The organism is Azospirillum mesophilum (assembly GCF_053470405.2).
The window spans coordinates 1-21,866 of sequence record NZ_JBPXMQ020000012.1; the positions used below are offsets into that span (position 1 = coordinate 1).

18 protein-coding genes are annotated in these 21,866 nt (G+C 69.0%); 9 read left to right on the forward strand and 9 right to left on the reverse strand.

What is annotated here, in order from left to right; all coding sequences use genetic code 11:
- Positions 1-73: 73 nt before the first annotated feature.
- The 3 genes from ACSVC7_RS13440 to ACSVC7_RS13450 form a co-directional block, all read right to left on the reverse strand.
- Entirely contained in the window at positions 74-1,834 is a 1,761-nt protein-coding gene (locus ACSVC7_RS13440) for a toll/interleukin-1 receptor domain-containing protein (RefSeq protein WP_448204975.1), read from the reverse strand.
- Between the two features lie 93 nt (positions 1,835-1,927).
- Positions 1,928-2,527, reverse strand: a complete 600-nt coding sequence (locus ACSVC7_RS13445; protein ID WP_483508346.1) for a hypothetical protein — start codon at positions 2,525-2,527, stop codon at positions 1,928-1,930.
- Positions 2,528-2,750: 223 nt separating this feature from the next.
- Entirely contained in the window at positions 2,751-4,154 is a 1,404-nt protein-coding gene (locus tag ACSVC7_RS13450) for an aminotransferase-like domain-containing protein (protein WP_483508348.1), read from the reverse strand.
- Positions 4,155-4,327: 173 nt separating this feature from the next.
- Between ACSVC7_RS13450 and ACSVC7_RS13455 the strand changes: the two genes are divergently transcribed.
- Together ACSVC7_RS13455 and ACSVC7_RS13460 are read left to right on the forward strand one after the other, a co-directional pair.
- On the forward strand, positions 4,328-5,188 hold the full coding sequence (locus ACSVC7_RS13455) for a DMT family transporter (protein ID WP_448204972.1): 861 nt from the start codon (positions 4,328-4,330) through the stop codon (positions 5,186-5,188).
- Positions 5,189-5,290: 102 nt separating this feature from the next.
- Positions 5,291-6,130, forward strand: a complete 840-nt coding sequence (locus ACSVC7_RS13460; RefSeq protein ID WP_448204971.1) for an isocitrate lyase/PEP mutase family protein — start codon at positions 5,291-5,293, stop codon at positions 6,128-6,130.
- Positions 6,131-6,286: 156 nt separating this feature from the next.
- Here the strand turns inward: ACSVC7_RS13460 and ACSVC7_RS13465 are convergent, their stop codons facing one another.
- The 4 genes from ACSVC7_RS13465 to ACSVC7_RS13480 all read right to left on the reverse strand — a co-directional run bounded on the left by ACSVC7_RS13465 (position 6,287) and on the right by ACSVC7_RS13480 (position 11,412).
- A complete protein-coding gene (locus ACSVC7_RS13465; RefSeq protein WP_448204970.1) occupies positions 6,287-6,652 on the reverse strand; it encodes a carboxymuconolactone decarboxylase family protein in 366 nt (121 codons plus the stop codon).
- Between the two features lie 19 nt (positions 6,653-6,671).
- Complete coding sequence (locus tag ACSVC7_RS13470; RefSeq protein WP_448204969.1) at positions 6,672-7,001, reverse strand: rhodanese-like domain-containing protein; 330 nt, start codon at positions 6,999-7,001, stop codon at positions 6,672-6,674.
- An 86-nt stretch (positions 7,002-7,087) separates the two neighbouring features.
- Complete coding sequence (locus ACSVC7_RS13475) at positions 7,088-10,372, reverse strand: efflux RND transporter permease subunit (protein ID WP_448204968.1); 3,285 nt, start codon at positions 10,370-10,372, stop codon at positions 7,088-7,090.
- The gene (locus ACSVC7_RS13480; RefSeq protein WP_448204967.1) at positions 10,369-11,412 is read right to left on the reverse strand and encodes an efflux RND transporter periplasmic adaptor subunit; all 1,044 of its coding nucleotides are present in this window, start codon (positions 11,410-11,412) and stop codon (positions 10,369-10,371) included. Before ACSVC7_RS13480 ends, ACSVC7_RS13475 begins: the two co-directional genes overlap by 4 nt.
- 147 nt (positions 11,413-11,559) lie before the next feature.
- Here ACSVC7_RS13480 and ACSVC7_RS13485 point away from each other — a divergent pair, with 147 nt between their 5' ends.
- Positions 11,560-12,855: an NAD(P)/FAD-dependent oxidoreductase gene (locus ACSVC7_RS13485; RefSeq protein WP_448204966.1), complete on the forward strand. Its 1,296-nt coding sequence runs from the start codon at positions 11,560-11,562 to the stop codon at positions 12,853-12,855.
- Positions 12,856-12,934: 79 nt separating this feature from the next.
- Here ACSVC7_RS13485 and ACSVC7_RS13490 read toward each other — a convergent pair whose 3' ends face one another.
- Entirely contained in the window at positions 12,935-13,879 is a 945-nt protein-coding gene (locus ACSVC7_RS13490; protein ID WP_448204965.1) for a LysR family transcriptional regulator, read from the reverse strand.
- 108 nt (positions 13,880-13,987) lie between these two features.
- On the opposite strand from ACSVC7_RS13490, the gene ACSVC7_RS13495 reads away from it, so the two are divergent.
- Together ACSVC7_RS13495 and ACSVC7_RS13500 are read left to right on the forward strand one after the other, a co-directional pair.
- Entirely contained in the window at positions 13,988-14,752 is a 765-nt protein-coding gene (locus ACSVC7_RS13495) for an SDR family oxidoreductase (protein ID WP_448204964.1), read from the forward strand.
- A 284-nt stretch (positions 14,753-15,036) separates the two neighbouring features.
- The gene (locus tag ACSVC7_RS13500) at positions 15,037-16,377 is read left to right on the forward strand and encodes an APC family permease (RefSeq protein ID WP_448204963.1); all 1,341 of its coding nucleotides are present in this window, start codon (positions 15,037-15,039) and stop codon (positions 16,375-16,377) included.
- Between the two features lie 25 nt (positions 16,378-16,402).
- Here ACSVC7_RS13500 and ACSVC7_RS13505 read toward each other — a convergent pair whose 3' ends face one another.
- On the reverse strand, positions 16,403-17,245 hold the full coding sequence (locus tag ACSVC7_RS13505) for a helix-turn-helix transcriptional regulator (protein ID WP_448204962.1): 843 nt from the start codon (positions 17,243-17,245) through the stop codon (positions 16,403-16,405).
- A 123-nt stretch (positions 17,246-17,368) separates the two neighbouring features.
- On the opposite strand from ACSVC7_RS13505, the gene ACSVC7_RS13510 reads away from it, so the two are divergent.
- From ACSVC7_RS13510 to ACSVC7_RS13525, 4 genes are all read left to right on the forward strand, one after another.
- Entirely contained in the window at positions 17,369-18,841 is a 1,473-nt protein-coding gene (locus tag ACSVC7_RS13510; RefSeq protein ID WP_448204961.1) for an amidase, read from the forward strand.
- 270 nt (positions 18,842-19,111) lie between these two features.
- Positions 19,112-19,564 carry a c-type cytochrome gene (locus ACSVC7_RS13515; RefSeq protein ID WP_448204960.1) on the forward strand — a complete coding sequence of 151 codons (453 nt, stop codon included), beginning with the start codon at positions 19,112-19,114 and terminating at the stop codon, positions 19,562-19,564.
- A gap of 132 nt (positions 19,565-19,696) precedes the next feature.
- On the forward strand, positions 19,697-21,046 hold the full coding sequence (locus ACSVC7_RS13520) for a cbb3-type cytochrome c oxidase subunit I (RefSeq protein WP_448204959.1): 1,350 nt from the start codon (positions 19,697-19,699) through the stop codon (positions 21,044-21,046).
- A gap of 9 nt (positions 21,047-21,055) precedes the next feature.
- Complete coding sequence (locus ACSVC7_RS13525; protein ID WP_448204958.1) at positions 21,056-21,865, forward strand: CbbQ/NirQ/NorQ/GpvN family protein; 810 nt, start codon at positions 21,056-21,058, stop codon at positions 21,863-21,865.
- Position 21,866 lies beyond the last annotated feature (1 nt).

The following is a 21,866-nucleotide window of genomic DNA, read 5'->3' on the forward strand; positions in this document are numbered from 1 at the left end:
CGCCGGCAAGGCCAATCCGCCTGGACCGCCATCCGCGACCTGATCGACGGAACCTTCGTCGTCGCCTGACCACTTACCAGCCGCCAGCCAGGTGAGCAGTTACCCGCACAGCCGAACCGTAGGCCCCACGTGTATTTTCATACCAGCCCAGCCAGCCCAGAAGTGTGGCGGCTTCCGCATGCTCCACCAACAAAGTCAACGCACGGACGTGCCCGATCAGCGGTTCGAGCGCGGCATGGTTCCGAATGTCCTGTGCCCCCGGCATCATGCGGTTCATCACCTCCACCGCCGCCGCCCGCAGGGCTTCGGGGGCGGGGGCGTGCAGGCGCATCGTGCGGGCGGTCAGGATGTGGACCACCACATCCTCCGGGCCGAGGCGGTCCGCCAGCGCTTCGGCTTCGGCGGCCTGTATCCCCAGCAGGGCGGTCCGGCGGCCGGCGGCCTCGTCGCCCGCATGCTCGGCCAGGACGTCCGCGATGTAGCCCGTCGGGATCGGGTCGGGCGCCAGGAGGGAGGCGAGTTGCAGGACCAGCGCGCCTTCGGGGCGGAGGCGGTGGATGCTTTGCAGCAGGGTGACGGCGATGCCGGGATGGTGGCCGTTGGGAAGCTCGCCCGCCAGTTCCTCGGCCAGGGCCAGCGCGTCGTCGCCGGGGTTGCGCAACATTTCTAGGAAGTTGGCGTAACCCATGGCGCGCACGGCGGCGCCGGCGACGTCCACGGCCAGGGCGTGGCGACCCAGTTCGGCCACGATGGCCTCGGCCGCCGCGCGCTCCGCCGCGTCGCGGGGCGGGTGACGGCTGGTGAGCAGGCGGTAGGCGTCGTCCGGCGTCAGTACGTCCAGCCGGTGGATCGTCCCGCTGCCGTCCAGCCGCGTGCCGCGCGTGGTGATCAGGGTGCGGCCGTTGGCGCTGGGCGCCGTCCAGTGGTTCAGCACGGCGGCGTTCGCGTCGGCCGGCAGGTCGTCCACCACCCACAGGTAGGGCTCGTCCAGCGAGTCCAGATGCCGGCCGACCAGCGCCGCGACAGCCGCCGGCTCCAATCCCTGCACGGGCAGGCCGAAGCGCAGGGCCAGATCGAACAGGTGGCGGCCGGCGGTGCTTTCCGCCTCCGCCTCGCGCTCGTCCGGGGCGACCGTGCCGGTGCGCGCGGCCGACAGCCAGACGATGCCGCCGGGGTAGGCGGCGCCGAAGCGCAGCGCATATTCCTCGGCCAGCATCGACTTGCCGATGCCGCCCATGCCCTGCACCTGCACCAGATCGCCGCCGGGCCGCGCCCCGGTGATGACGGTGACGGAGGCGGCGGTCAGCCCGTCATGGACGCTCCACAGGTCCGGCACGCGGCCGACGAAGCGGTTGGAGCCGATACGCCGCTTGCCCGCCAGCCAGGGCGGCGCCTGCAAGGGGCGGATGTCGCCGATCCAGGTCGCCGCACGGTCCAGGCGCTCCGCGATGCGCCGGGCCAGATCGGCGGGGTCGGCCGTGCCCTCCAGATAGCGACGGTCGCGCAGCTCGACGGGCTGGATGTGGTCCGCGCCCGGCTCCGGGTTGACGATCAGGATGCGGCGCGCCAGATCGCCGCCCTCGTGCTGGGCGGCGAGGTAGGCGGCGGTCAGCTCCCACTGGCAGGGGCGGGAGCGCGCGTAGGCCGGGGAGTACCAGGCCACCAGCATGCGCGCCTGCCCCAGCCCCTCCACGATGGAGCGGGTGATGGCGTCGGAGTCGCCGATCTCCCGCTCGTCGAACCAGACGGTGAGGCCGAGGCGCTTCAACTCCTCGACCAGCGGGCGCACCAGCAGCGCGTCCGCGTGCGGGTAGCTGAGGAACAGGTCATGCATGGGACGGGAAAAACCGGGGCTGGATCTTCACCGTTTCAGTGTAATGCAGGACGGGGCCGGCGGAAAGCCGGACGCCGATCCGGCTCCACCCGTTCAGCGGGTGAGGACGAAGCGCTCCGCGAAGCCGGCGCCCGCCGCGATGGCCCGCAGCCCGTCGGTGGCGTCGGTGCCGGGCCTCGGCGTGCCTTCCCAGACGATCACGGCCAGCATCCGCCGCGGCCCGTCCTCGGGCGCGGCTTTGCCCAGGGCTTCGGCCTCCCGGATGATGGCCGCGTTGGCGGCGGCATAGGCGTCGTCGTCGGTCCCGCCGGCGTCGTCCAGAACGACGAGGTCCCCGGACGCCGTGGCGGCGGCAATCAGGCGGTCGAACAGGGGGCCCCAGTCACCCGGACGATCGACGACCGAGCTTTCGCGGAACCGCTCGGGCGCGAAGGGCAGGACGATGTGCCGCCGAAGGCCCAGCCGCTCGGCCTCTTCCAGCGCGATGAGATCCGTGCCGCAGGCCGCCGAGCAGACGAGCGCCTCGGCACGCTCCCCGGCAAGGAGGTCGGCGAGGCGCCGGCGCACGAGAGGCACATTGCCCAGCGGAAAGCGTGGCGTATCGGCACCGGATGGGTCGATCCGCCTCCCGGCCAGGGCGATTACTGCCCTTGTCTGGGGCACCGCACCGTAGGGAGTGTTCGCTTCCATCATGACCGGCGCCCCCCGTCAGGACCGTCCTATTCTGGACCATATGGGCCGGCAGTCTATGGGCACTGTCCTCCGTCCCGCAAGCACCGCCGGGGGCTTCATCAGGGCCATCGCATTTCAATTCCCTCTCCCCAGAGGGGAGAGGGCTAAAAACGCCAAATGCGATAGCCCTGGGGGCTTCATGGCCGCCGCTGCGCCGCCTCCGCCCCGGCGACCACCACATGCGTCATGAACCCGATGTCGCCGCCGCCATGGCCCGCGCCAGCACGTCGAAAACGCGCGGGTCGCTCATCTGGGCGACATTGAAGCGCATGCAGTCCGTCGCCGATTGGGCGACACTGAAGACGTTGCCGGGGGCGAGGACCATGTTCTCGCGCAACGCGGCGCGCGCGACATCGGCCGCGTCCCGGCCGTCGGGCAGGCGGCACCAGAGATAGAATCCGCCGCGCGGCATCAGCCACGGGCGCAGGCCGAGCGCTTCGAGCTTGTCGGCCGTCTCGCGCCGGACCCGCGCCAGCCGCCGACGGAGACCGTCCAGATGCTTGCGGCAACGGCCGTCGCTCAAGGTCGCGCGGATGAGTTCGGCGACCACCGGGCTCGGGCCGCCGAAATTCGTCGCGACCTGCAGATCCGCCAGCGCCTCAATCCAGTCCGGCCGCGCCGCGATGTAGCCGCAGCGGACCGAGGCGGAGAGCGTCTTCGAAAAGCTGCCGATGCGAATGACCCGGACCAGCCCGTCGAGGACAGCCAGACGTGGCGACGGTTCCGGTTCGAAGCCGGCGAAGATGTCGTCCTCGACGATGGTAAGGTCGTGGGCCGCCGCGGCGTTGAGCAGCGTGTGGGCCGTTTGCGGCGACAGCGTCGCGCCCGTCGGGTTGTGGAGCGCCGAGTTGGTGAGGTAGAGGCGCGGCCGGTGCCGCGCCAGCGCCTCGGCGAACAGGGCCACGTCCGGCCCGGTCCGCGTGTAGGGCACGCCGATGATCCGGGCCTGATGGGCGCGCAGCAACGCTTGGAAATTGAAATAGCACGGGTCGTCGACCAGCACCGCATCGCCGGGACGCACCAGGAAGCGGCAGATCAGGTCGATCGCCTGGGTCCCCGAGACGGTCAGCAGGATCTGATCGGTGCCCACCGCCATTCCCTCATCCGAGAACTGGCGCGCCAGCAGCCCGCGCAACGCGAGCGTGCCGCGCGTGCCGCCGTAGTCCGCCAGCAGCGCGTCGTCGGCGCGCGCGAGATGGCGCATCGCGCGGCGCAGGGAATCGTTCGGCATCCAGTCGGCCGGCAGCCACCCGCATCCGGGCTTCAGCATCTCCGCGCCCGCGTCGAGCGACTGCCGCGACACCCAGAAAGGATCGATCGCCCGGTCGAGCCGCGGTTCGACGTCGGCGAGGGTGAGGGGCGGCACGGCGCCGGACACGTAGAAGCCCGACCCCGGCCGCGACCGGATGACGCCTTCGGCCGCCAGCCGGTCGTAGGCTTCCACCACGGTCGACGGCGACACGCCCATGGCGGTGGCAAGGCCGCGGATCGAGGGCAGCTTCTCGCCGGGAGACAGGGCGCGGCTCGCCATCTTCCGGCGGATCGCCGCCATCACCTCGCCGGTGCGCGTGCCGGTCCTGTGCCCCATGGTTCGACCTTCGCCCAGTGTTTCGCCAAGTGTTTTGCCAAGTGTTTCGCCGAGTGTATGGCCACCGTAGCCAGTACAGTTCGGTGAAATTGTATTGGACTGTCCCTGGGTCCGCCAGGGCTCCCCGCGCTAGCATCGTCGCGTCGGGAACCGGATGGAAAAGGGGAGCACGGATGCGGCGGACCACAGTCGGCTGGGGCAGCGGAATGCTCGGCGTCATCATCTTCAGCGGATCGCTGCCGGCGACGCGCGTCGCGGTCGGCAGCTTCAGCCCGTTGTTCCTGACCGCGGCGCGGGCGGTGATCGCGGCCGCCCTGGCCGCCCTGCTGCTGTCGATGCTGCGTCCGGCGCGTCCGGCGCGCGGCGATCTTGCCCCGCTCGCGATCGTGGCGCTCGGCGTCGTCGTCGGCTTTCCCCTGTTGACCGCGCTGGCGCTCCAGCACGTCACCTCGGCGCATTCCATCGTCTTCATCGGTCTCCTGCCGCTCGCCACAGCGCTCTTCGGCGTGCTGCGCGGCGGCGAGCGGCCGAAGCCGGCCTTCTGGCTGTTCTCCGCGGTGGGAAGCGTGGCGGTCGCCGGCTTCGCTCTGGCGCAGGGCGGCGGCGCGTCCCTCACCGGCGACCTCCTGATGGTGCTGGCGATCCTGCTCTGCGGCCTCGGTTACGCGGAAGGGGCGGCCTTGTCGCGCCGTCTCGGCGGCTGGCAGGTCATTTCCTGGGCGCTTCTGCTGGCGCTGCCGGTGATGGCGGTGGTGGCGCTCGTCGGGATGCCGGACGCGTGGACCGGCATCGGCGCACCGGCCTGGATCGGGCTTGGCTACGTCTCGGTGTTCAGCATGCTCGTGGGGTTCATCTTCTGGTATCGGGGACTGGCGCTTGGCGGCATCGCGGGTGTGGGACAGTTGCAGCTGCTCCAGCCCTTCATCGGGCTGACGCTGGCGGGGCTGCTGCTGGGTGAGCCGGTCGCCTGGACGATGATCGCGGTGACGGGGCTGGTCGTGCTGTGCGTCGCGGGCGCGAAGAGGTTCGCGTGAGCCGTGCGGCGTCCAAGGCCCAAGGTCGGCGCTGGGTAACGTCGGCTAGGTAACGTCGGTTGAACGCGGTATGGTGGAAGGGAACTGGGGAAGGACATCGTGATGGTCGATCATCGTCAAGCCCGCGCCGCCTTTACCGATCTCCATCGGGACGGCTGCTTCGTCATTCCCAACCCGTGGGACGTCGGAAGCGCCCTGATGCTGAAGCATCTCGGATTCCGCGCGTTGGCCACCACCTCGGCGGGGTACGCCTTCTCGCGGGGGCTTCCGGATGCCGATTGGGCGGTGCCGTGCGCGGACATGCTGACCCACATCGCCGACATGGTCCGGGCGACCGACCTGCCGGTGAACGCCGATTTCGAATCCGGCTATGCCCATGATTGCGACGGGCTGGCCCGCAATGTGCGGCTCTGCGCCGACACGGGCGTTGCCGGCCTGTCGGTGGAGGACGCCACGGGCGACCCGTCGAAGCCGCTGTACGATTTCGATCACGCCGTCGAGCGCGTGGCCGCGGCGGCGGAGGCGCTGCGGGGCACGGGTGTTCTCCTGACCGCCCGGTGCGAGGCCGTGCTGGTGAACCATCCGGCCGCAGTCGACGAGGCGCTGCGCCGGCTGCCGGCCTACGCCGCGGCTGGGGCCGACGTCCTCTACGCGCCGGGCTTGCGTGGCGCGGACGTCATCCGGGCCGCGGTCGATGCGGTGGGTCCGAAGCCGCTCAACCTGCTGGTCTCTTCGCCGATCGGCCTGTCGGTGGAGCAGATCGCCGAACTCGGCGTGCGGCGCATCAGCCTGGGCAGCGCACTCAGCCGCGCCGCGTGGGGCGGCTTCCTGCGGGCGGCGCGGATGCTGGCCGACCAAGGCCGCTTCGATGCCCTCGCCGAGACCGAACCCTTCGACGCGCTCAACGGGTTCTTCCGCACGCATGGCCAGCGTACCCCCTGATTAAAGCGGGTTTTGATCGGTCGTGGACCCCCGTTTCCTGCCGTCATGCCCGTGCTTGACACGGGCATCCACACCCGCGCGAGAACGCACCAGCTTCGCCGTGGATGACCGGGCTTGACGGCCGGAAAAGGGGGGCACGACCGATCGAAATCCGCTTCAGGAAACCGTCGCTTCGGCCTTCTTTTCGGCGAACTGGTCGAAGGCCTCCACCGCCTGGGCGGCGTACATGACCGAGGGGCCGGCGCCCATGTAGACGGCCATGCCCATGGTCTCCATGATCTCGTCGCGGGTGGCGCCCTGCTTGACCGCCGCCTCCGCGTGGAAGGCGACGCAGCCGTCGCAGCGGATGGCCACGGCGATGGCCAGCGCGATCAGTTCCTTTGTCTTGGTGTCCAGGGCGTTGGCCTTCAGCGCCGCCTGGGCGATGCCGGAAAAGGCCTTCATCACCTCCGGCGCGCCGCCGCGCAGCTCGCGGATGGCGCCGGACAGCTCGACCGTCATCTCCGGCCAGTTCTTGTGCATGATCGTTTCTCCCCGCCAATCAGCCGTTCCGCTCGACCGGCCCACCCGACGCCAGCCACGCCGCCATGCCGCCGTTCAGCCGGTGGATTGTGCCCGCGTAGCCGCTCTCCACCATCTTCGCGGCGGCGGGACCGCAGCGCCTTCCGCTTTGGCAGTGGAAGACCAGATGCTTGCCCTCCGCCGCCGGCACCCGGCCGGGGTCGAAGGCGGACAGGGGGTTGAGCACGGCGCCGGGGATGTGCGCCGCGCGGTGTTCGTGCGGTTCGCGCACATCGACGATGGTCGCCGTGCCGTCTTTCAGCCAGCCCATGACGGTGGCCGCGTCCATGATCCTGATCTGCCCGTCCATCCGGTTTTCCTTCCGTTCGTCGTTCGAGCCCGCCCTGCCCCCGAAGAGGCTGGCGCAGCACTGGAAAATGCCCATGGTGAAAGCCCTCACGTTTCGATGAGTTGACGTTGCGCGGCGGGATCCTGGCGGGATCCCGGCCGTTCCGCCGGTCGGCCCGGCGCCGTGCCGTCGCTGCGCAGCACGATGTAGATGGCCGGAATGACCAGCACGGTCAGCAGGGTGGAGCTGAGCAGCCCGAACAGCATGGAGATGGCCAGCCCCTGGAAGATCGGATCGGTCAGGATGAAGGCGGCGCCGATCATCGCGGCGACGGCGGTCAGCAGGATCGGCTTGAAGCGGATGGCGCCGGCCTCCAGCACCGCCTCGCGCAGCGGCAGCCCGCGTTCGCGCAGGTGACGGATGAAGTCCACCAGCAGGATGGAGTTGCGCACGATGATGCCGGCCAGCGCGATGAAGCCGATCATCGAGGTCGCCGTGAAGGCCGCGCCGAACAGCCAGTGGCCCAGCAGGATGCCGATCAGGGTCAGCGGCACCGGCACCAGGATCACCAGCGGCAGCTTGAAGCTGCCGAACTGCGCCACCACCAGCAGGTAGATGCCCAGGATCGCCACCGCGAAGGCGGCACCCATGTCGCGGAAGGTGACGAAGGTGATTTCCCATTCCCCATCCCACAGCAGGCTGGGCCTGGACTCGTCGGCCGGCTGCCCGTGCATCAGGATGGCCGGCGGCCCCTGGAATCCAGCGGCTTTCCAGTCGATGGCCTCCACCCGCTCGCGCACCGCCATCATGCCGTAGACCGGTGCCTCGTAACGGCCCGCCAGCTCGGCCATGACCATTTCGGCGAAGCGGCCGTTGTGGCGGAAGATCGGGAAGGAGGCCGGCTCGTTCGTCGCGGTGACGAGGTCGCCCAGTTCCACCGTGCCGCCCTTGCCCGGCACCGGGGTCGCCAGGATCCGTTCCGACAGGAACAGGCCGGAGGCCGGCAGGCGCACCGCAAGCTCGATCGGCTTGCGCCCGGCCCCCCGGTGCGAATAGCCCACCGGCACCCCGCCCATCAGCGCCTGGAGCGTGTCGTAGACCGCCTGCTCCTCCACCCCGTGGAACTCCAGGCTCTCGCGGTCGAGCGCGAAGCGCAGCCGGCTGGCCGGATGGCGGAAGCTGGTGTCCACGTCCACCACGAAATCGACCTGCCGGAACGCCTCGTCGATCAGCGCGGCGGCCTTGCGGCGCTGGTCCGGCGTGTCGCCGTAGACCTCGGCCAGCAGCGTGGCGAGCACCGGCGGACCGGGGGGAACCTCGACCACCTTGATCGACGTGCCGGCGGGCACGGGCACGCTCTTCAGCCGCTCCCGGATGTCCAGCGCGATGGCGTGGCTGGCCCGGCCGCGCTCCGCCTTGGGGGCGAGGTTGACCTGAAGGTCGCCCTGCTCCGGCCGGTCGCGCAGGTAGTAATGGCGCACCAGGCCGTTGAAGTTGAAGGGCGCGGCCGTGCCCGCGTAGGCCTGGACGCTCGCCAGCTCCGGCACGCCGGCCAGCGCGTCGGCGGCGGCCAGCAGGGTGCGGCCGGTGTCCTCCACCGAGGCGCCCTGGGGCAGGTCCAGCACCACCTGAAGCTCCGACTTGTTGTCGAAGGGCAGCAGCTTGACCGTCACGTCCTTGGTGTAGAACAGCGTCATGGAGGCCAGCGTGGCGAACCCGACGCCCAGCAGGAACAGCCAGGACGACCGCTTCGTCCGCACCACCGGGCGGGCCACCGTCAGGTAGGCGCGGCCAAGCTTCCCGCCGTGCGAATCCTCGCCGTGGCCGTGCCCGGCCGCCGTCTCGCCGGGGCGCAGCTTCACCATCAGCCAGGGCGTCAGCACCATGGCGACGAAGAAGCTGAACAGCATGGCGGCGGACGCGTTGGCCGGGATCGGGCTCATGTAGGGGCCCATCAGGCCGGACACGAACATCATCGGCAGCAGGGCGGCGATGACCGTCAGCGTGGCGACGATGGTCGGGTTGCCGACCTCCGCCACCGCCTCGATGGCGGCCTGGATCTTGGACCGGCCGTCGCGCATGGACCAGTGGCGGTCGATGTTCTCCACCACCACGATGGCGTCGTCCACCAGGATGCCGATGGAGAAGATCAGCGCGAACAGGCTGACGCGGTTGATCGTGTAGCCCATCAGCCAGGACGCGAACAGGGTCAGCAGGATCGTCGTCGGGATGACGACCAGCGTCACCACGCCCTCGCGCCAGCCGATCGCCAGCACGATCAGCGCGACGATGGACAGGGTGGCGAGCCCCAGGTGGAACAGCAGCTCGTTCGCCTTCTCGTTGGCCGTCTCGCCGTAGTTGCGGGTGACGGTCAGCGTCAGGTCCTTGGGGAAGGAGCCGGCCTGGATGGCGTGGACGCGCTCCAGCACCCGTTCGGCGATGGTCACGGCGTTGGCCCCGGCGCGCTTGGCCACGGCGATGGTGACCGCCGGGGTGCGGATCAGGCCGCCCTTGCCGTCCGGCGTCAGGTTCCAGGCGGTGCTCTCGTCCGGCCGCGCGCCCACCACGATGTCGGCCACGTCCTTCACATAGACCGGCCGTCCGTCCTGGGTGGTGATCAGCAGCAGGCCGATGTCGGCCACCCCCTGCAAGGTCTGCCCGGCGACCACCTCCCGGCTGCCGCCCTGGGCGCGCACCGAACCGACGATGAAGGAGCGGTTGGCGTTCTTCACCTTCTCGACGAGCTGGTTGAGCGTGACCCCATAGAGCGCCAGCCGCTCCGGATCGGGTTCCACGCGGATCTGGTCGGGCCGCCCGCCGGCCACATAGGCCAGCCCGACGTCCTCCACCTTGATCAGCTCGGCCAGCAGCTCGTCGGCGACGGTGCGCAGGGAATTGGGGGTCCAGCGGTCCGCCGTGTCGGGCCTGGGCGCCAGGGTCAGCGTCAGGATCGCCACGTCGTTGATGCCGCGCCCGACGATCAGCGGTTCCGGGATGCCCAGAGGAATACGGTTCATGTTGGCGCGCACCTTTTCGTGCACGCGCAGGATCGCGTCGTCCGCCGACGTGCCGACCAGGAAGCGGGCGGTGACGATGCCCCCATCGTCCATGGTCTGGCTGTAGGTGTGCTCGACCCCGTCGATGCCCTTGACGATCTCCTCCAGCGGCTTGGTGACGAGTTCCACGGCGTCGGCGGCCTTCAGCCCGTCGGCGCGGACGTGGATGTCCACCATGGGCACGCTGATCTGCGGTTCCTCCTCGCGCGGCAGGCTGACCAGCGCCACCGTGCCCAGCACGAGCGAGGCCAGCAGCAGAAGCGGCGTGAGCGGCGAGCGGATGAAGGTCCGCGTCAGGTGCCCGGACAGACCCAATCGCTTCAGGCCCGGCGTCATCGCGTCGCCTCCGCCGGCTTCACGATGACCTCGCCGGGGTGCAGGCCGGACAGGATTTCCAGCCCGCCCGGACGGCCTTCCATGGCCGGCACCGTGCCGCCGACCTGAACCGGCGTCTCCATGCCGTCGGCAAGCGTGACGAAGTCCGTGCCGAACCGGCGGGCCAGATAGTCCGGGGGGATCACGACGGCGTCGCGGGTGCCCGTGGCCACATGGACGCGCACGCGCTCGCCCACGAAGAAGTCGCCCAGCCCGGCCACCTCGGCGTCGGCGACCACCTGGCCGCTGGCCATCTCCGGATAAACCTGGACGACGCGCCCGCGCTTCAGGGCGCCGGTCTCGCGCGTTGCGGCAAGGCCCCGGTCGCCGACCAGCACGGGGTCGCCGACGCGCATGAGGCGGGCGTGCCGCTCCGGCAGGCGCAGGCGCAGGATGTAGGTTTCGGTCGCCAGCGCGGCGACCGGCTCGCCGGGCATGATCACCGCCCCCGTGATCACGTCCACATGCAGCACCCGCCCGCCCGCCGGGGCAAGCACCTCACCCTCGCGCAACTGCTGTTCGGTCACGGAGCGCTCCGCCTTCATGGCGGCGATCTGGGCGCGGATGACGTCCAGCGCGGTCTGCGCGTCGTCCAGCTTCTGCTGCGTCCCCGTGCCGCTGGAGCGCAGCTGGCGGGCGCGGCTCAGATCGGTTTCGGCCTGATGCTGCTGCGCCTCCAGCGAGCGGATCCGGGCGTCGAGCGCGGTCATCTGCAGGATCAGCTTCGGATCGCGGACGGTGGCGAGCACCTGCCCGGCGGCGACCTTGTCACCCTCGGTGACGCGCAGGTCGGCCACCGTGCCGCTGATGCGGGCGCGGGCGCGCGTCTCGCGCACGCTCTCGACCGTGGCGTAGACCGCCTTCAGGTCGTCGGTCGGGCGCATCTGCACGGTCAGCCGGCCGTCCGCGGCCGGGGCCTCGGCGCGCGCGGCGGGGCAGGGCAGGGCGGCCCACAATGTCGCGGCCAGCGTCGCGGAAAGAATGGTCGTTCGCAGGATCATCGGAGGGGGGCTCGGCTGTGGACCGGAATCGGGGCGGGATCGCTGTTGACTCATAACTTAGCATATTCTAATTTAGTGTCAACGAATATACGAGGGTATGCCTCACCGCCGTGGCGGGGCGAAGCCCGGAACACCAAGAGGAAACGCATGGCTCACGTGGTAATTCTGGGCGCCGGAATCGGCGGCATTCCCATGGCCTACGAGATGAAGGATCTCCTGGGGCCGGACGATCGCATCACCGTGGTTTCGAACACCGACAGCTTCCATTTCGTGCCGTCGAACCCGTGGGTGGCCGTCGGCTGGCGCACGCGCAAGGACATCACGGTCCCTCTCGCCGAACCGTTTCGCCGACGCGGGATCGACCTGCGCGTCGCCGCCTGCACGCGGGTGGTTCCGCAGGACAACGCCCTGGAACTCGCCGACGGCAGCCGTCTCTCCTACGACCAGCTCGTCATCGCCACCGGCCCGGATCTGGCCTTCGACGAGATCGAAGGCTTTGGGCCGGATGCCCACACGATCTCGATCTGCCATGTGGACCACGCGGTGAAGGCCGCCGAGCGGTGGGAGGCGTTCTGCCGCGATCCCGGCCCCATCGTGGTGGGCGCCGTCCAGGGCGCGTCCTGCTATGGTCCGGCCTACGAGTTCGCGATGATCGCGGACGCCGACCTCCGCCGCCGCAAGATCCGCCACAAGGTGCCCATCACCTTCGTCACGTCGGAGCCCTACGTCGGCCATCTCGGGCTCGGCGGGGTGGGCGACACCAAGGGGCTTCTGGAATCCGCGCTGCGCGAAAAGCACATCAAGTGGATCACCAACGCCCGCGTGGACCGGTTCGCGGCGGACGCCGTCCATGTCACCGAAATCGGCGAGGATGGACAGGAGAAGGCCCAGCACAGGGTGGACAGCCGCCTGACCATGATGCTGCCGGCCTTCCGGGGCATCCCGGCGCTGCGCGGCGTGGACGGGCTCGTCAACCCGCGCGGCTTCGTGCTGACCGACAAGCACCAGCGCAATCCGACCTTCCGCAACGTCTTCGGCGTCGGCGTGTGCATCGCCATCCCGCCGGTGGAGAAGACGCCTGTGCCGGTCGGCGTGCCCAAGACCGGCTACATGATCGAATCCATGGTGTCGGCCGCCGCCCACAACGTCCAGGCGCTGGTCGCGGGCAGGGAACCGACGCAGGAAGCGACCTGGAACGCCCTGTGCCTCGCCGATTTCGGCGATTCCGGCGTCATCTTCATCGCCATGCCGCAGATCCCGCCGCGCAACGTCAACTGGTCGGCGCAGGGCAAGTGGGTGCACCTCGCCAAGGTCGGGTTCGAGCGCTACTTCCTGCGCAAGGTCCGCAAGGGCATCAGCGAACCGATGTTCGAGCGGCAGGCCCTGAAGATGCTGGGCATCAGCCGGCTTCAGGAAAAGGAACCGCCGGTCGGAGCGTTGTAGCGGCAGCATTCCAGGCGGAGGCGCTTGCTTAGCGCTCTGTTGCGATGTTTGCAGCGGGAGCGGCCGGGACGTCGGACGCTCAGCCCTCCCGCCAGACGCCTTTCTTGCCGCCGGTGCGCCACCATGCCGGTTCCGACAGCCGTTCAATGAAAAAGTCGGCCAGGACACCGACCTTCGCCGGGCGCGTGCGGGCCGACGGCGTGATGAAGTAGAGGCCTCCCCTGGGCAGGGACCAGTCGGTCAGGATGGCGGTGACCCGCCCGTCGGCAAGATATTCGGCCGCCATGAACTCCGGCAGCTCGGCAATCGCCAAGCCTTCCAGGAGCATGGGCACCAGCGCGTCGGCGTTGGTGACGCGCAGGGGGCCGGACGGGGTCACGCTCTCCTCCTCCCCGGCGTGGTTGATGAAATGCCAGATGTCCTGCCGCCGGCGGTGGGCATAGCCCAGGCAATGGTGGCCGTTCAGCTCGCGGGGGTGCCGGGGCTGGCCGTGGCGGGCCAGATAGCTGGGGGCGGCGAGGAGCACGGGCGCGATCGGGCACAGCCGCCGGGCCACCAGCGAACTGTCCGGCAGCACCGCGATCCGGAGCGCGGCGTCGAAGCCCTCACCCACCAGATCGACGACCGCGTCGCTCAGATGCAGATCGACGGAAATCTCCGGATAGAGGCGGAAGAAGTCCGGCAGCAGAGGCGCCACCCAGCGCAGGCCGAAGGACATCGGCACGGCCAGACGGATCAGGCCGCGCGGGCGGCTGGACATCTCGCGCACGGCGTCCTCCGCCGCCTCGGCCTCGCCATACAGGCGCGTCGCGCGCTCGGCCAGCGAATGGCCGACATCCGTCAGAGCCAGACGGCGGGAGGTGCGGTTGAACAGCCGCGCGCCGAGCCGCTCCTCCAGCCGGCTGACCGCGCGCGACACGGTGGCGACCGAGACCCCCATGGCGCGGGCCGCACCGGCGAAGGAGCGTTCCTCCACCACCTTGGCGAACATCGCCAAACCTTCGAAATCAGGGAGCTTCGACATCGACAAATCTGCAACGATGGTTTTCAGTCATTTCTATTTCGATGCGATCCGGCCGTCGATAGCTTTGTGACCAGCCCAAACACACAATCACGGACACGGAGCCCGCAAATGTCACGCAAGCTTGACGGCAAGATCGCCCTCGTCACCGGCGCCACCAGCGGCATCGGCCTCGCCGCGGCCAAGCGCTTTGCCGCGGAAGGCGCCTTCGTCTATCTCACCGGCCGCCGCGAGGCCGAACTGGACGCCGCGGTCGCCGCGATCACCGCGGCCGGCGGCGCCGCGACCGGCGTCCGGGCGGACTCGTCCGACCTCGCCGACCTCGATCGGCTCTACGCCCAAATCCAGGCCGAGAAGGGCCGCATCGACGTGCTCTACGCCAACGCCGGCGGCGGCGGCATGCTGCCGCTGGGCGCCATTACGGAGGAACAGTACGAGGACACCTTCAACCGCAATGTGAAGGGCGTCCTGTTCACGGTGCAAAAGGCGCTGCCGCTGCTCGGTCGCGGTGCCTCGGTGATCCTCGCCGGTTCGACCGCCGGCAGCATGGGCACGGCCGCCTTCAGCGTCTACAGCGCCAGCAAGGCGGCGGTGCGCAACTTCGCCCGCAGTTGGATCCTGGACCTGAAGGATCGCGGGATCCGCATCAACACGCTCAGCCCCGGCCCGATCCGCACGCCGGGTCTGGTCGAACTGGCCGGCCCGGATGCCGCGCAGCAGCAGGGGCTGGTGGACTATCTGGCGGCGCAGGTGCCGCTGGGCCGCGTCGGCGATCCCGACGAAATCGCCAAGGCCGCGGTCTTCCTGGCGTCCGACGACAGCAGCTTCGTCAACGGCGTCGAGTTGTTCGCCGACGGCGGCATGGCCCAGGTCTGATCGCCCGGAGTCTGATCGCCGGGAGTCTGATCGCCCGGAGAGTGCTCCTGAACACACACGGTTCACGGCGAGGCCGCCTGTCGGCTTCGCCGCCCGCCGACGACATCCGGGCCGATTTGTAACACCTTGGGGTTATTGTTCGGGGCGTTCCGTCGGCCCCACCCTGCCTGCGACAAAAAGCGGCGCGACAGAACAGGCAGCGGGTCCGTCGGCAATCCTGCCGCCGTCCTCCGGCGTCTTGTGATCGAAGCGTCGCAAGAACGAGAATGTCTCAGGAGGTGGTAATGAATGGAGGCGTGAAACTCGACCGCACGCTCGGGCTTTCGTCCGTCGTGCTGTTCGGTCTTGCCTACATGACGCCGATGATCGTGCTGGGCACCTTCGGCGCGCTTGCGACGGCCAGCGAGGGGACGACGGCGATGTCCTATGTCCTCGCGGCCGGCGCGATCCTTTTGACGGCGATCAGCTATGGCCTGATGGTGCGGGTCTACCCGGTCGCCGGTTCCGCCTACACCTACGCCCGCAAGTCGCTCAGCCCGAACATCGGTTTCCTGGTCGGCTGGGCCGTTCTGCTGGATTATTTCTTCCTGCCGATGGTCATCTGGCTGATCGGCGCCGCCTATCTGTCCTCGGCCTTCCCCGACGTTCCGACCTGGATCTGGATCGTCGGCTTCATCGTCCTCACCACCGTCGTGAACCTTGCCGGCGTCGCCTTCGCCAGCCGGGTCAACTTCATCCTGATGGTGATCCAGCTCGCGGTGCTCGCCGCCTTCGTCCTGCTGGCCGCGCGTGCCGTGATGGCCGCGAGCGGGCCGGGCGGGCTGGTGTCCATGACCCCCTTCTTCCAGGCCGACGTGCCGTTCGGCGCCTCCATCGCCGGCGCGGCCATCGCGGCCTATTCCTTCCTCGGCTTCGACGCCATCTCGACGCTGACCGAGGAAACGAAGGACGCGAAGCGGACGATGCCGAAGGCCATCCTGATCGTCGCGCTGGCCGGGGGCGCCATCTTCATCGTCGCCGCCTATGCGACGCAGCTGGTCCACCCCGGCACCCAGTTCGAATCGGTCGACGCCGCCGCCTTCGAAATCGCCAAGGCCATCGGCGGCGACCTGTTCGTCACGGTGTTCCTGGCCACGCTGGTGGTCGCGCAGTTCACCTCCGGCCTTGCCGCGCAGGCGAGCGTCGGCCGCCTGCTGTACGCCATGGGCCGCGACGGCGTCCTGCCGTCGGCGATCTTCGGGCGCCTGCATCCCAAGTGGCACACCCCCGTGATCAATCTGGTCATGGTCGGGGTCATCGGGCTGGCGGCGCTGTGGATGGACGTGACGACCTCCACCTCCTTCATCAACTTCGGCGCCTTCCTGGCCTTCACCGCCGTCAACCTGTCCGTCATCGCGCTCTATGTCCGGCGCGAACCGACGGTCCGGGCGGCCGGCGCGCTGGTCGGGCTGGCCATTCCGGCCCTGGCGGCGGTCTGCGACCTGTATCTGCTGGCGAACCTGGACGACAACGCGAAGATCCTGGGCCTCGTCTGGATCACCGTCGGGGTCCTGTATCTCGGCTATCTGACGGCCCTGTTCCGCAAGGCCCCGCCGGAGATCGACTTCGCCGAAAAGCTGTCCTGACGGCGCCTTTCCTGACGACTGCCGGTCACGCCGGGCCGGCAGTCGTCAAACGATCCGCCAGATGGTCGGCCAGGAAGGTGCGGAACAGCTCGCCCTGGCTTGAGATCTTCAGCTTCGCGTAGATGCGCCGCCGGTGGACCTTCACCGTGTCGGGCGACAGCGACAACACCGCCGCAATCGACAGGCTGGAATGCCCCTTCAGAATCAGCGTCACGATTTCCTGTTCCCGCCGGGTCAGCAGCGGGTGTTCGAAACGCCGCGGCGTTCCGTCCTGCGCCGCCGTGTCGGCGGAAGCCGGGACGGAGCCCCAATGCCGCTCGCCGAGCGCGCAGACGAGGGCCGCCGCCGCCCGCAGGCGTTCCAGCTCGTCCGCGGAGAACAGGGCCGCCTCCCCGCCGATGCGGGACAGCGACAGGACGGCGGCGTGCCCGCCCTGGAGCGCCAGCCGAAACCCGATTTCGTCGACGATGCCGGTCGCCGCGTAATGGACGCGGAAATATTCCGACTGTTCGAAGCTGTCCGGCGCCAGCTGCCGCATGGTGATCAGCCGCTCAGCCCCCGGCAGTCGGGTCGCGTCGTAGAAGGGGTCGAGGACATAGGCCCCGGCGAGATACTGGTCGACGATGATCCCGCGGTCGGCGCTGATCCGGTCGTTGCACAGGTCGAAGGCGCGCCCGTCGGGCGAGTAGTGGAAGCCGTTCATCATCTGGAACGGCGCCAGCAGGCCGAGCGCGGCTTCGAGCGCCCGCGGGAAGTCCGGCGTGCCGGTCGCCTCGACCACCCGGCCGACTGCCTCGTTCCACGTCCCGAAGGGTGGATGGCCGAAGGGTGGAGGGATCGCCGCGCCGGATTCGAACGAGGACTGCATGCGGGCCGCTGACCTTCTCCTGACGCCGACGGAACGGTGTTCCCGTGCATGGTTGCATAGGGATGCGCGTGTTTCCAAGTCCCCTTTCTTCCCCTTTCGTCTCACGGGGTTGCGATGAATTCGATGCCTTTGGACGCCCGCGATCGGGCGGAAAACCGGCCGGGCGGGCACCCGCTGGATCTGCCGGCGACGGCCATTGCCCACGGAATCCGGTCCGGACGGTTCCGGGCGGAGGACGTCGTGGCGGAGTCCATCCACCGCGCGAAGGCGCTGACCGGGCCGCTGAACCCCTTCACCCTGATCCGCGAGGCCCAGGCGCTCGACGCGGCGCGGCGGGCGGACCAGGCCGTGGCGCGGGGTGAGCCGACCGGCCCCCTGCACGGCGTGCCCTTCGCGGCCAAGGATCTGACCCCGACCGCCGGCGACACGACCACGCTCGGCTCCTGGTCGGTGCCGGATTGGACGCCGGAGGAGACCGCGCTGTGCATCCGGCGGCTTCAGGAGGCCGGCGCGATCCTGATCGGCAAGACGACGACGCCCGAATTCGCGCATTCCAGCTTCACGGCCAGCCCGCGCTGGGGCGTGACGCGCAATCCCTGGGATCCCAGCCGGACGTCCGGCGGGTCGTCGGGCGGGTCGGCCGTGGCGGTCGCGGCGGGCGTGGTTCCCTTCGCCGAAGGCACGGACATGGGCGGTTCGGTGCGCATCCCCGCCGCCCTGTGCGGCACGGTCGGGCTGAAGCCCAGCCTCGGCCGCATTCCGATGACGATCCTTCCCAGCGTCTTCGACAACATCTCGCATTTCGGTCCGCTCGCCCGCACGGTGGACGACGCCGTGGCCTTCATGGAGGCGGCGGCCGGGCCGAGCGACGAGGACATCTCCTCCGTCCCGCTCCGCTTTTCCGGCGAGAAGGCCCGCGCCGGCCGGCTGGAGGGCCGGCGTTTCGCGCTGTCCATGGATCTCGGCTATTACGAAATCCAGCCCGGCGTGGAGGCCGCCATCCGGGATGCCGTGCGGGACCTGCGGAACGCGGGTGCCACGGTGGACGAGGTGGCGATCCCCTGGACGCGGGCGGTGAACGACCAGTGGTTCGACCTCTGGTGCGTGTTCATGACCGCCTATTTCGGCGACCGGCTGGCGTCCCACCGGGAGCGCATGGACCCGGCGGTCGTCGCGATGATGGAGCGCGGCTTCGCCATGGACGCGACCGGCTACAAGCGCACGGAGGTGCTGCGCACCGCGATCTGGCGCGATCTGGCGGGGCTGTTCGAACGCTACGACGCGCTGCTCTGCCCGACCTGCGCGGTGACCGCTCCGCCGGCGAGCGAAACGGACGACGACTACATGGCCACCACCGCCGACGGGCGGTTCCGGGGGCTGGACATGACCTGCCCGTTCAACCTGCTGCCGCAGTGCCCGGCCCTGTCGCTGCCGGTCGGGCTGGCGTCGGACGGGCTTCCGGTGGGGCTCCAGATCGTCGGGCACCGTTTCGCGGACGAGGACGTTCTCGGGATCGCCGTCGCGTTCGAGCGGGTGCTCGCCGACACGGGGCGGACGGTCCACCCGCCGCCCTGGTACGCCGCCCGCCAGCCGTAAGGCGCCGCCTGCCAACCATACAGCGCCGCGTCCGGCTAAGGTGATTCCTGTTCCTCGGACAGGATGAGCCCGTCACGACGGTATGATCTCCGAATTGTGCGCCAACGTCCCGTGAAGTGGTTCGCGGATCGCCGTCAGGTTTTCCGTCGCTTTACTCCACCCTGAACCTAGCCCCGAAGAGCCTATACTTCTGCGTTTTGGTCGTAACGCTTGGTCGCGCTGTTTCCCCGGGTTGAGGCGCGCCCATCGATCACGGCTAAGGGGAAGGGAATGGCCGAACGGTTCACCAAATCAGCGGCGAGAAACATCTTCTACGGCGGCTCGGCGTTCTTTCTGGTGGTGTTCGTCGCCCTGACGATCCACAGCCACTATTACATGCGGACCACGAGCACCGACGAATCCACGCTGAGCGACGGCGTGGTCCGGGGCAAGCACGTCTGGGAGCGGAACTCCTGCATCAACTGCCACACGTTGCTGGGGGAAGGGGCCTATTTCGCTCCGGAACTCGGCAACGTCTGGGTCCGCTACGGCGGCGACAAGGACCCGCAGGGCGCGCGCGACGCGCTGAAGGCCTGGATGCAGTCGCAGCCGAGCGGCGTCCAGGGCCGGCGCCAGATGCCGCAGTTCAACCTGAACGACCAGGACCTCAACGATCTCGTCGACTTCCTGGAATGGACCAGCCGGGTCAAGACCCAGGGCTGGCCGCCGAACATCGCGGGCTGATACCGTCGGCACCTTAAGGCACCGCCGGTATCACCCTTTCAATCAATGCTAACGCATTGATCTGTCGGGTTTCACGGCTGGAAAATGATGGAAGTAATCATTTTCCAACCGTATGAGGGGGAGGGCCACCGAGTGAAATACGCCACGCAACGCATCGCCTACTGGTACTTCGTCTGCGCCATGGCGCTGTTCGGGGTCCAGATGCTGTTCGGCGCCCTGGCGGGAACCGTCTACGTCATCCCGAACTTCCTGTCCGAAATCCTGCCCTTCAACATCCTGCGCATGATCCACACGAACGCGCTGATCGTGTGGCTGCTGCTCGGCTTCTTCGGGTCCGCCTATTATCTGATCCCGGAGGAGGCGGAACGCGACATCGAAAGCCCGACGCTCGCCTACGCGCAGCTGGCCATCCTGATGATCGGCGCGCTGGGCGCGGTCATCAGCTACGCGCTCGGCATCCATGGCGGCCGCGAGTTCCTGGAGCAGCCGCTGTGGGTGAAGATCGGCATCGTCGTGGCCGCGTTGATCTTCCTCTACAACGTGTCGCTGACCGTGATGCGCGGGCGTAAGACGGCGATCACCAACGTCCTGCTGCTCGGGCTGTGGGGCGTGGCGATCTTCTTCCTGTTCGCCTTCTACAACCCCGCCAACATCGCCGTGGACAAGCTGTACTGGTGGTACGTCGTCCATCTCTGGGTGGAGGGCGTGTGGGAGCTGGTGATGGCCTCCATCCTGGCGTTCCTGGTCATCAAGATGACCGGCGTGGACCGCGAGCTGGTGGAGAAGTGGCTGTACGCCATCGTCGGGCTGGCCCTGTTCTCCGGCCTGCTGGGCACCGGGCACCATTATTACTGGATCGGCGCGCCGGGCTATTGGCAGTGGATCGGCTCGCTGTTCTCCACGCTGGAGGTGGCGCCCTTCTTCGCGATGGTGCTGTTCGCCTTCACGATGGCCTGGAAGGGCCGGCGCGACCACCCGAACAAGGCGGCCCTGTTGTGGTCCCTCGGCACCCCGGTCTTCGCCTTCTTCGGGGCGGGCGTCTGGGGCTTTCTGCACACGCTGTCCTTCGTCAACTACTACAGCCACGGCACCCAGATCACCGCGGCGCACGGCCATCTGGCCTTCTTCGGCGCCTACGTGATGATCAACCTGTCGATCATCACCTACGCCATGCCGCATCTGCGCAACCGCGCCCCGTTCAACCAGGTGCTCAACATGTGGAGCTTCTGGATCATGTGCTCGGCCATGGCCTTCATGACCTTCACGCTGACCTTCGGCGGCGTGGTGCAGGTCCATCTGCAGCGCGTGATGGGCTTGACCTACATGGAGGTGCAGGAGCAGCTGGCGCTGTTCTACTGGATGCGCCTGGGCGCGGGGCTGTTCGTGGTCGTCTCGGCGCTCATGTTCATCTATTCGATTTTCGGTCCGGCCCGCGAGCAGGTGCCCTCCCGGACGCAGCCCTCGGTCGTCCCGGCCGAATAGGCGGATGCGATGGCCAACGACAGCGATACGCGGACGGGGGCGGCGACCGCCCCCTTCTACGCCCCGACCGGAAACGAGGAGGCGCTGTTCCGGCACGCCTTCGACAACGCCCTGCCGCTGCTGCTGAAAGGGCCGACGGGCTGCGGCAAGACGCGCTTCGTGTCGCATATGGCGGCCCGGCTGGGCCGGCCGCTCTACACGGTGTCCTGCCACGACGACCTGACCGCCGCCGACCTGACCGGCCGCTACCTGCTGAAGGGCGGCGACACCGTGTGGACGGACGGGCCGCTGACCCGCGCCGTGCGTGAAGGCGCCATCTGCTATCTGGACGAGGTGGTGGAGGCGCGCAAGGACGTGACCGTCGTGCTGCACCCGCTGACCGACGACCGCCGTGTCCTGCCGCTGGAGCGCACGGGCGAGCTGCTGGAGGCACCGCCGAACTTCATGCTGGTGGTGTCCTACAACCCCGGCTACCAGAACATTCTGAAGTCCCTGAAGCCCAGCACCCGCCAGCGCTTCGTCGCCATCGAGTTCGGCTTTCCGGCGTCCGATGCCGAAACCACCATCGTCGCCCAGGAGAGCGGCCTGCCCGCCGATCAGGTCGCGCCGTTGGTGCGGCTGGGCAACGCGCTGCGGGCGCTGAAGGGCCAGGATCTGGAGGAGGGCGTCTCGACCCGGCTGCTGGTTTATGGCGCGTCGCTCATCCGCTCCGGCATGCCGCGGGACGACGCGATCCTGGCCGCCATGATCGAGCCGCTGACCGACGACCCCGAGGTCAAGAAGGCGCTGCTGCGGGTCGCTGAACTGACCCTGGGCTGAG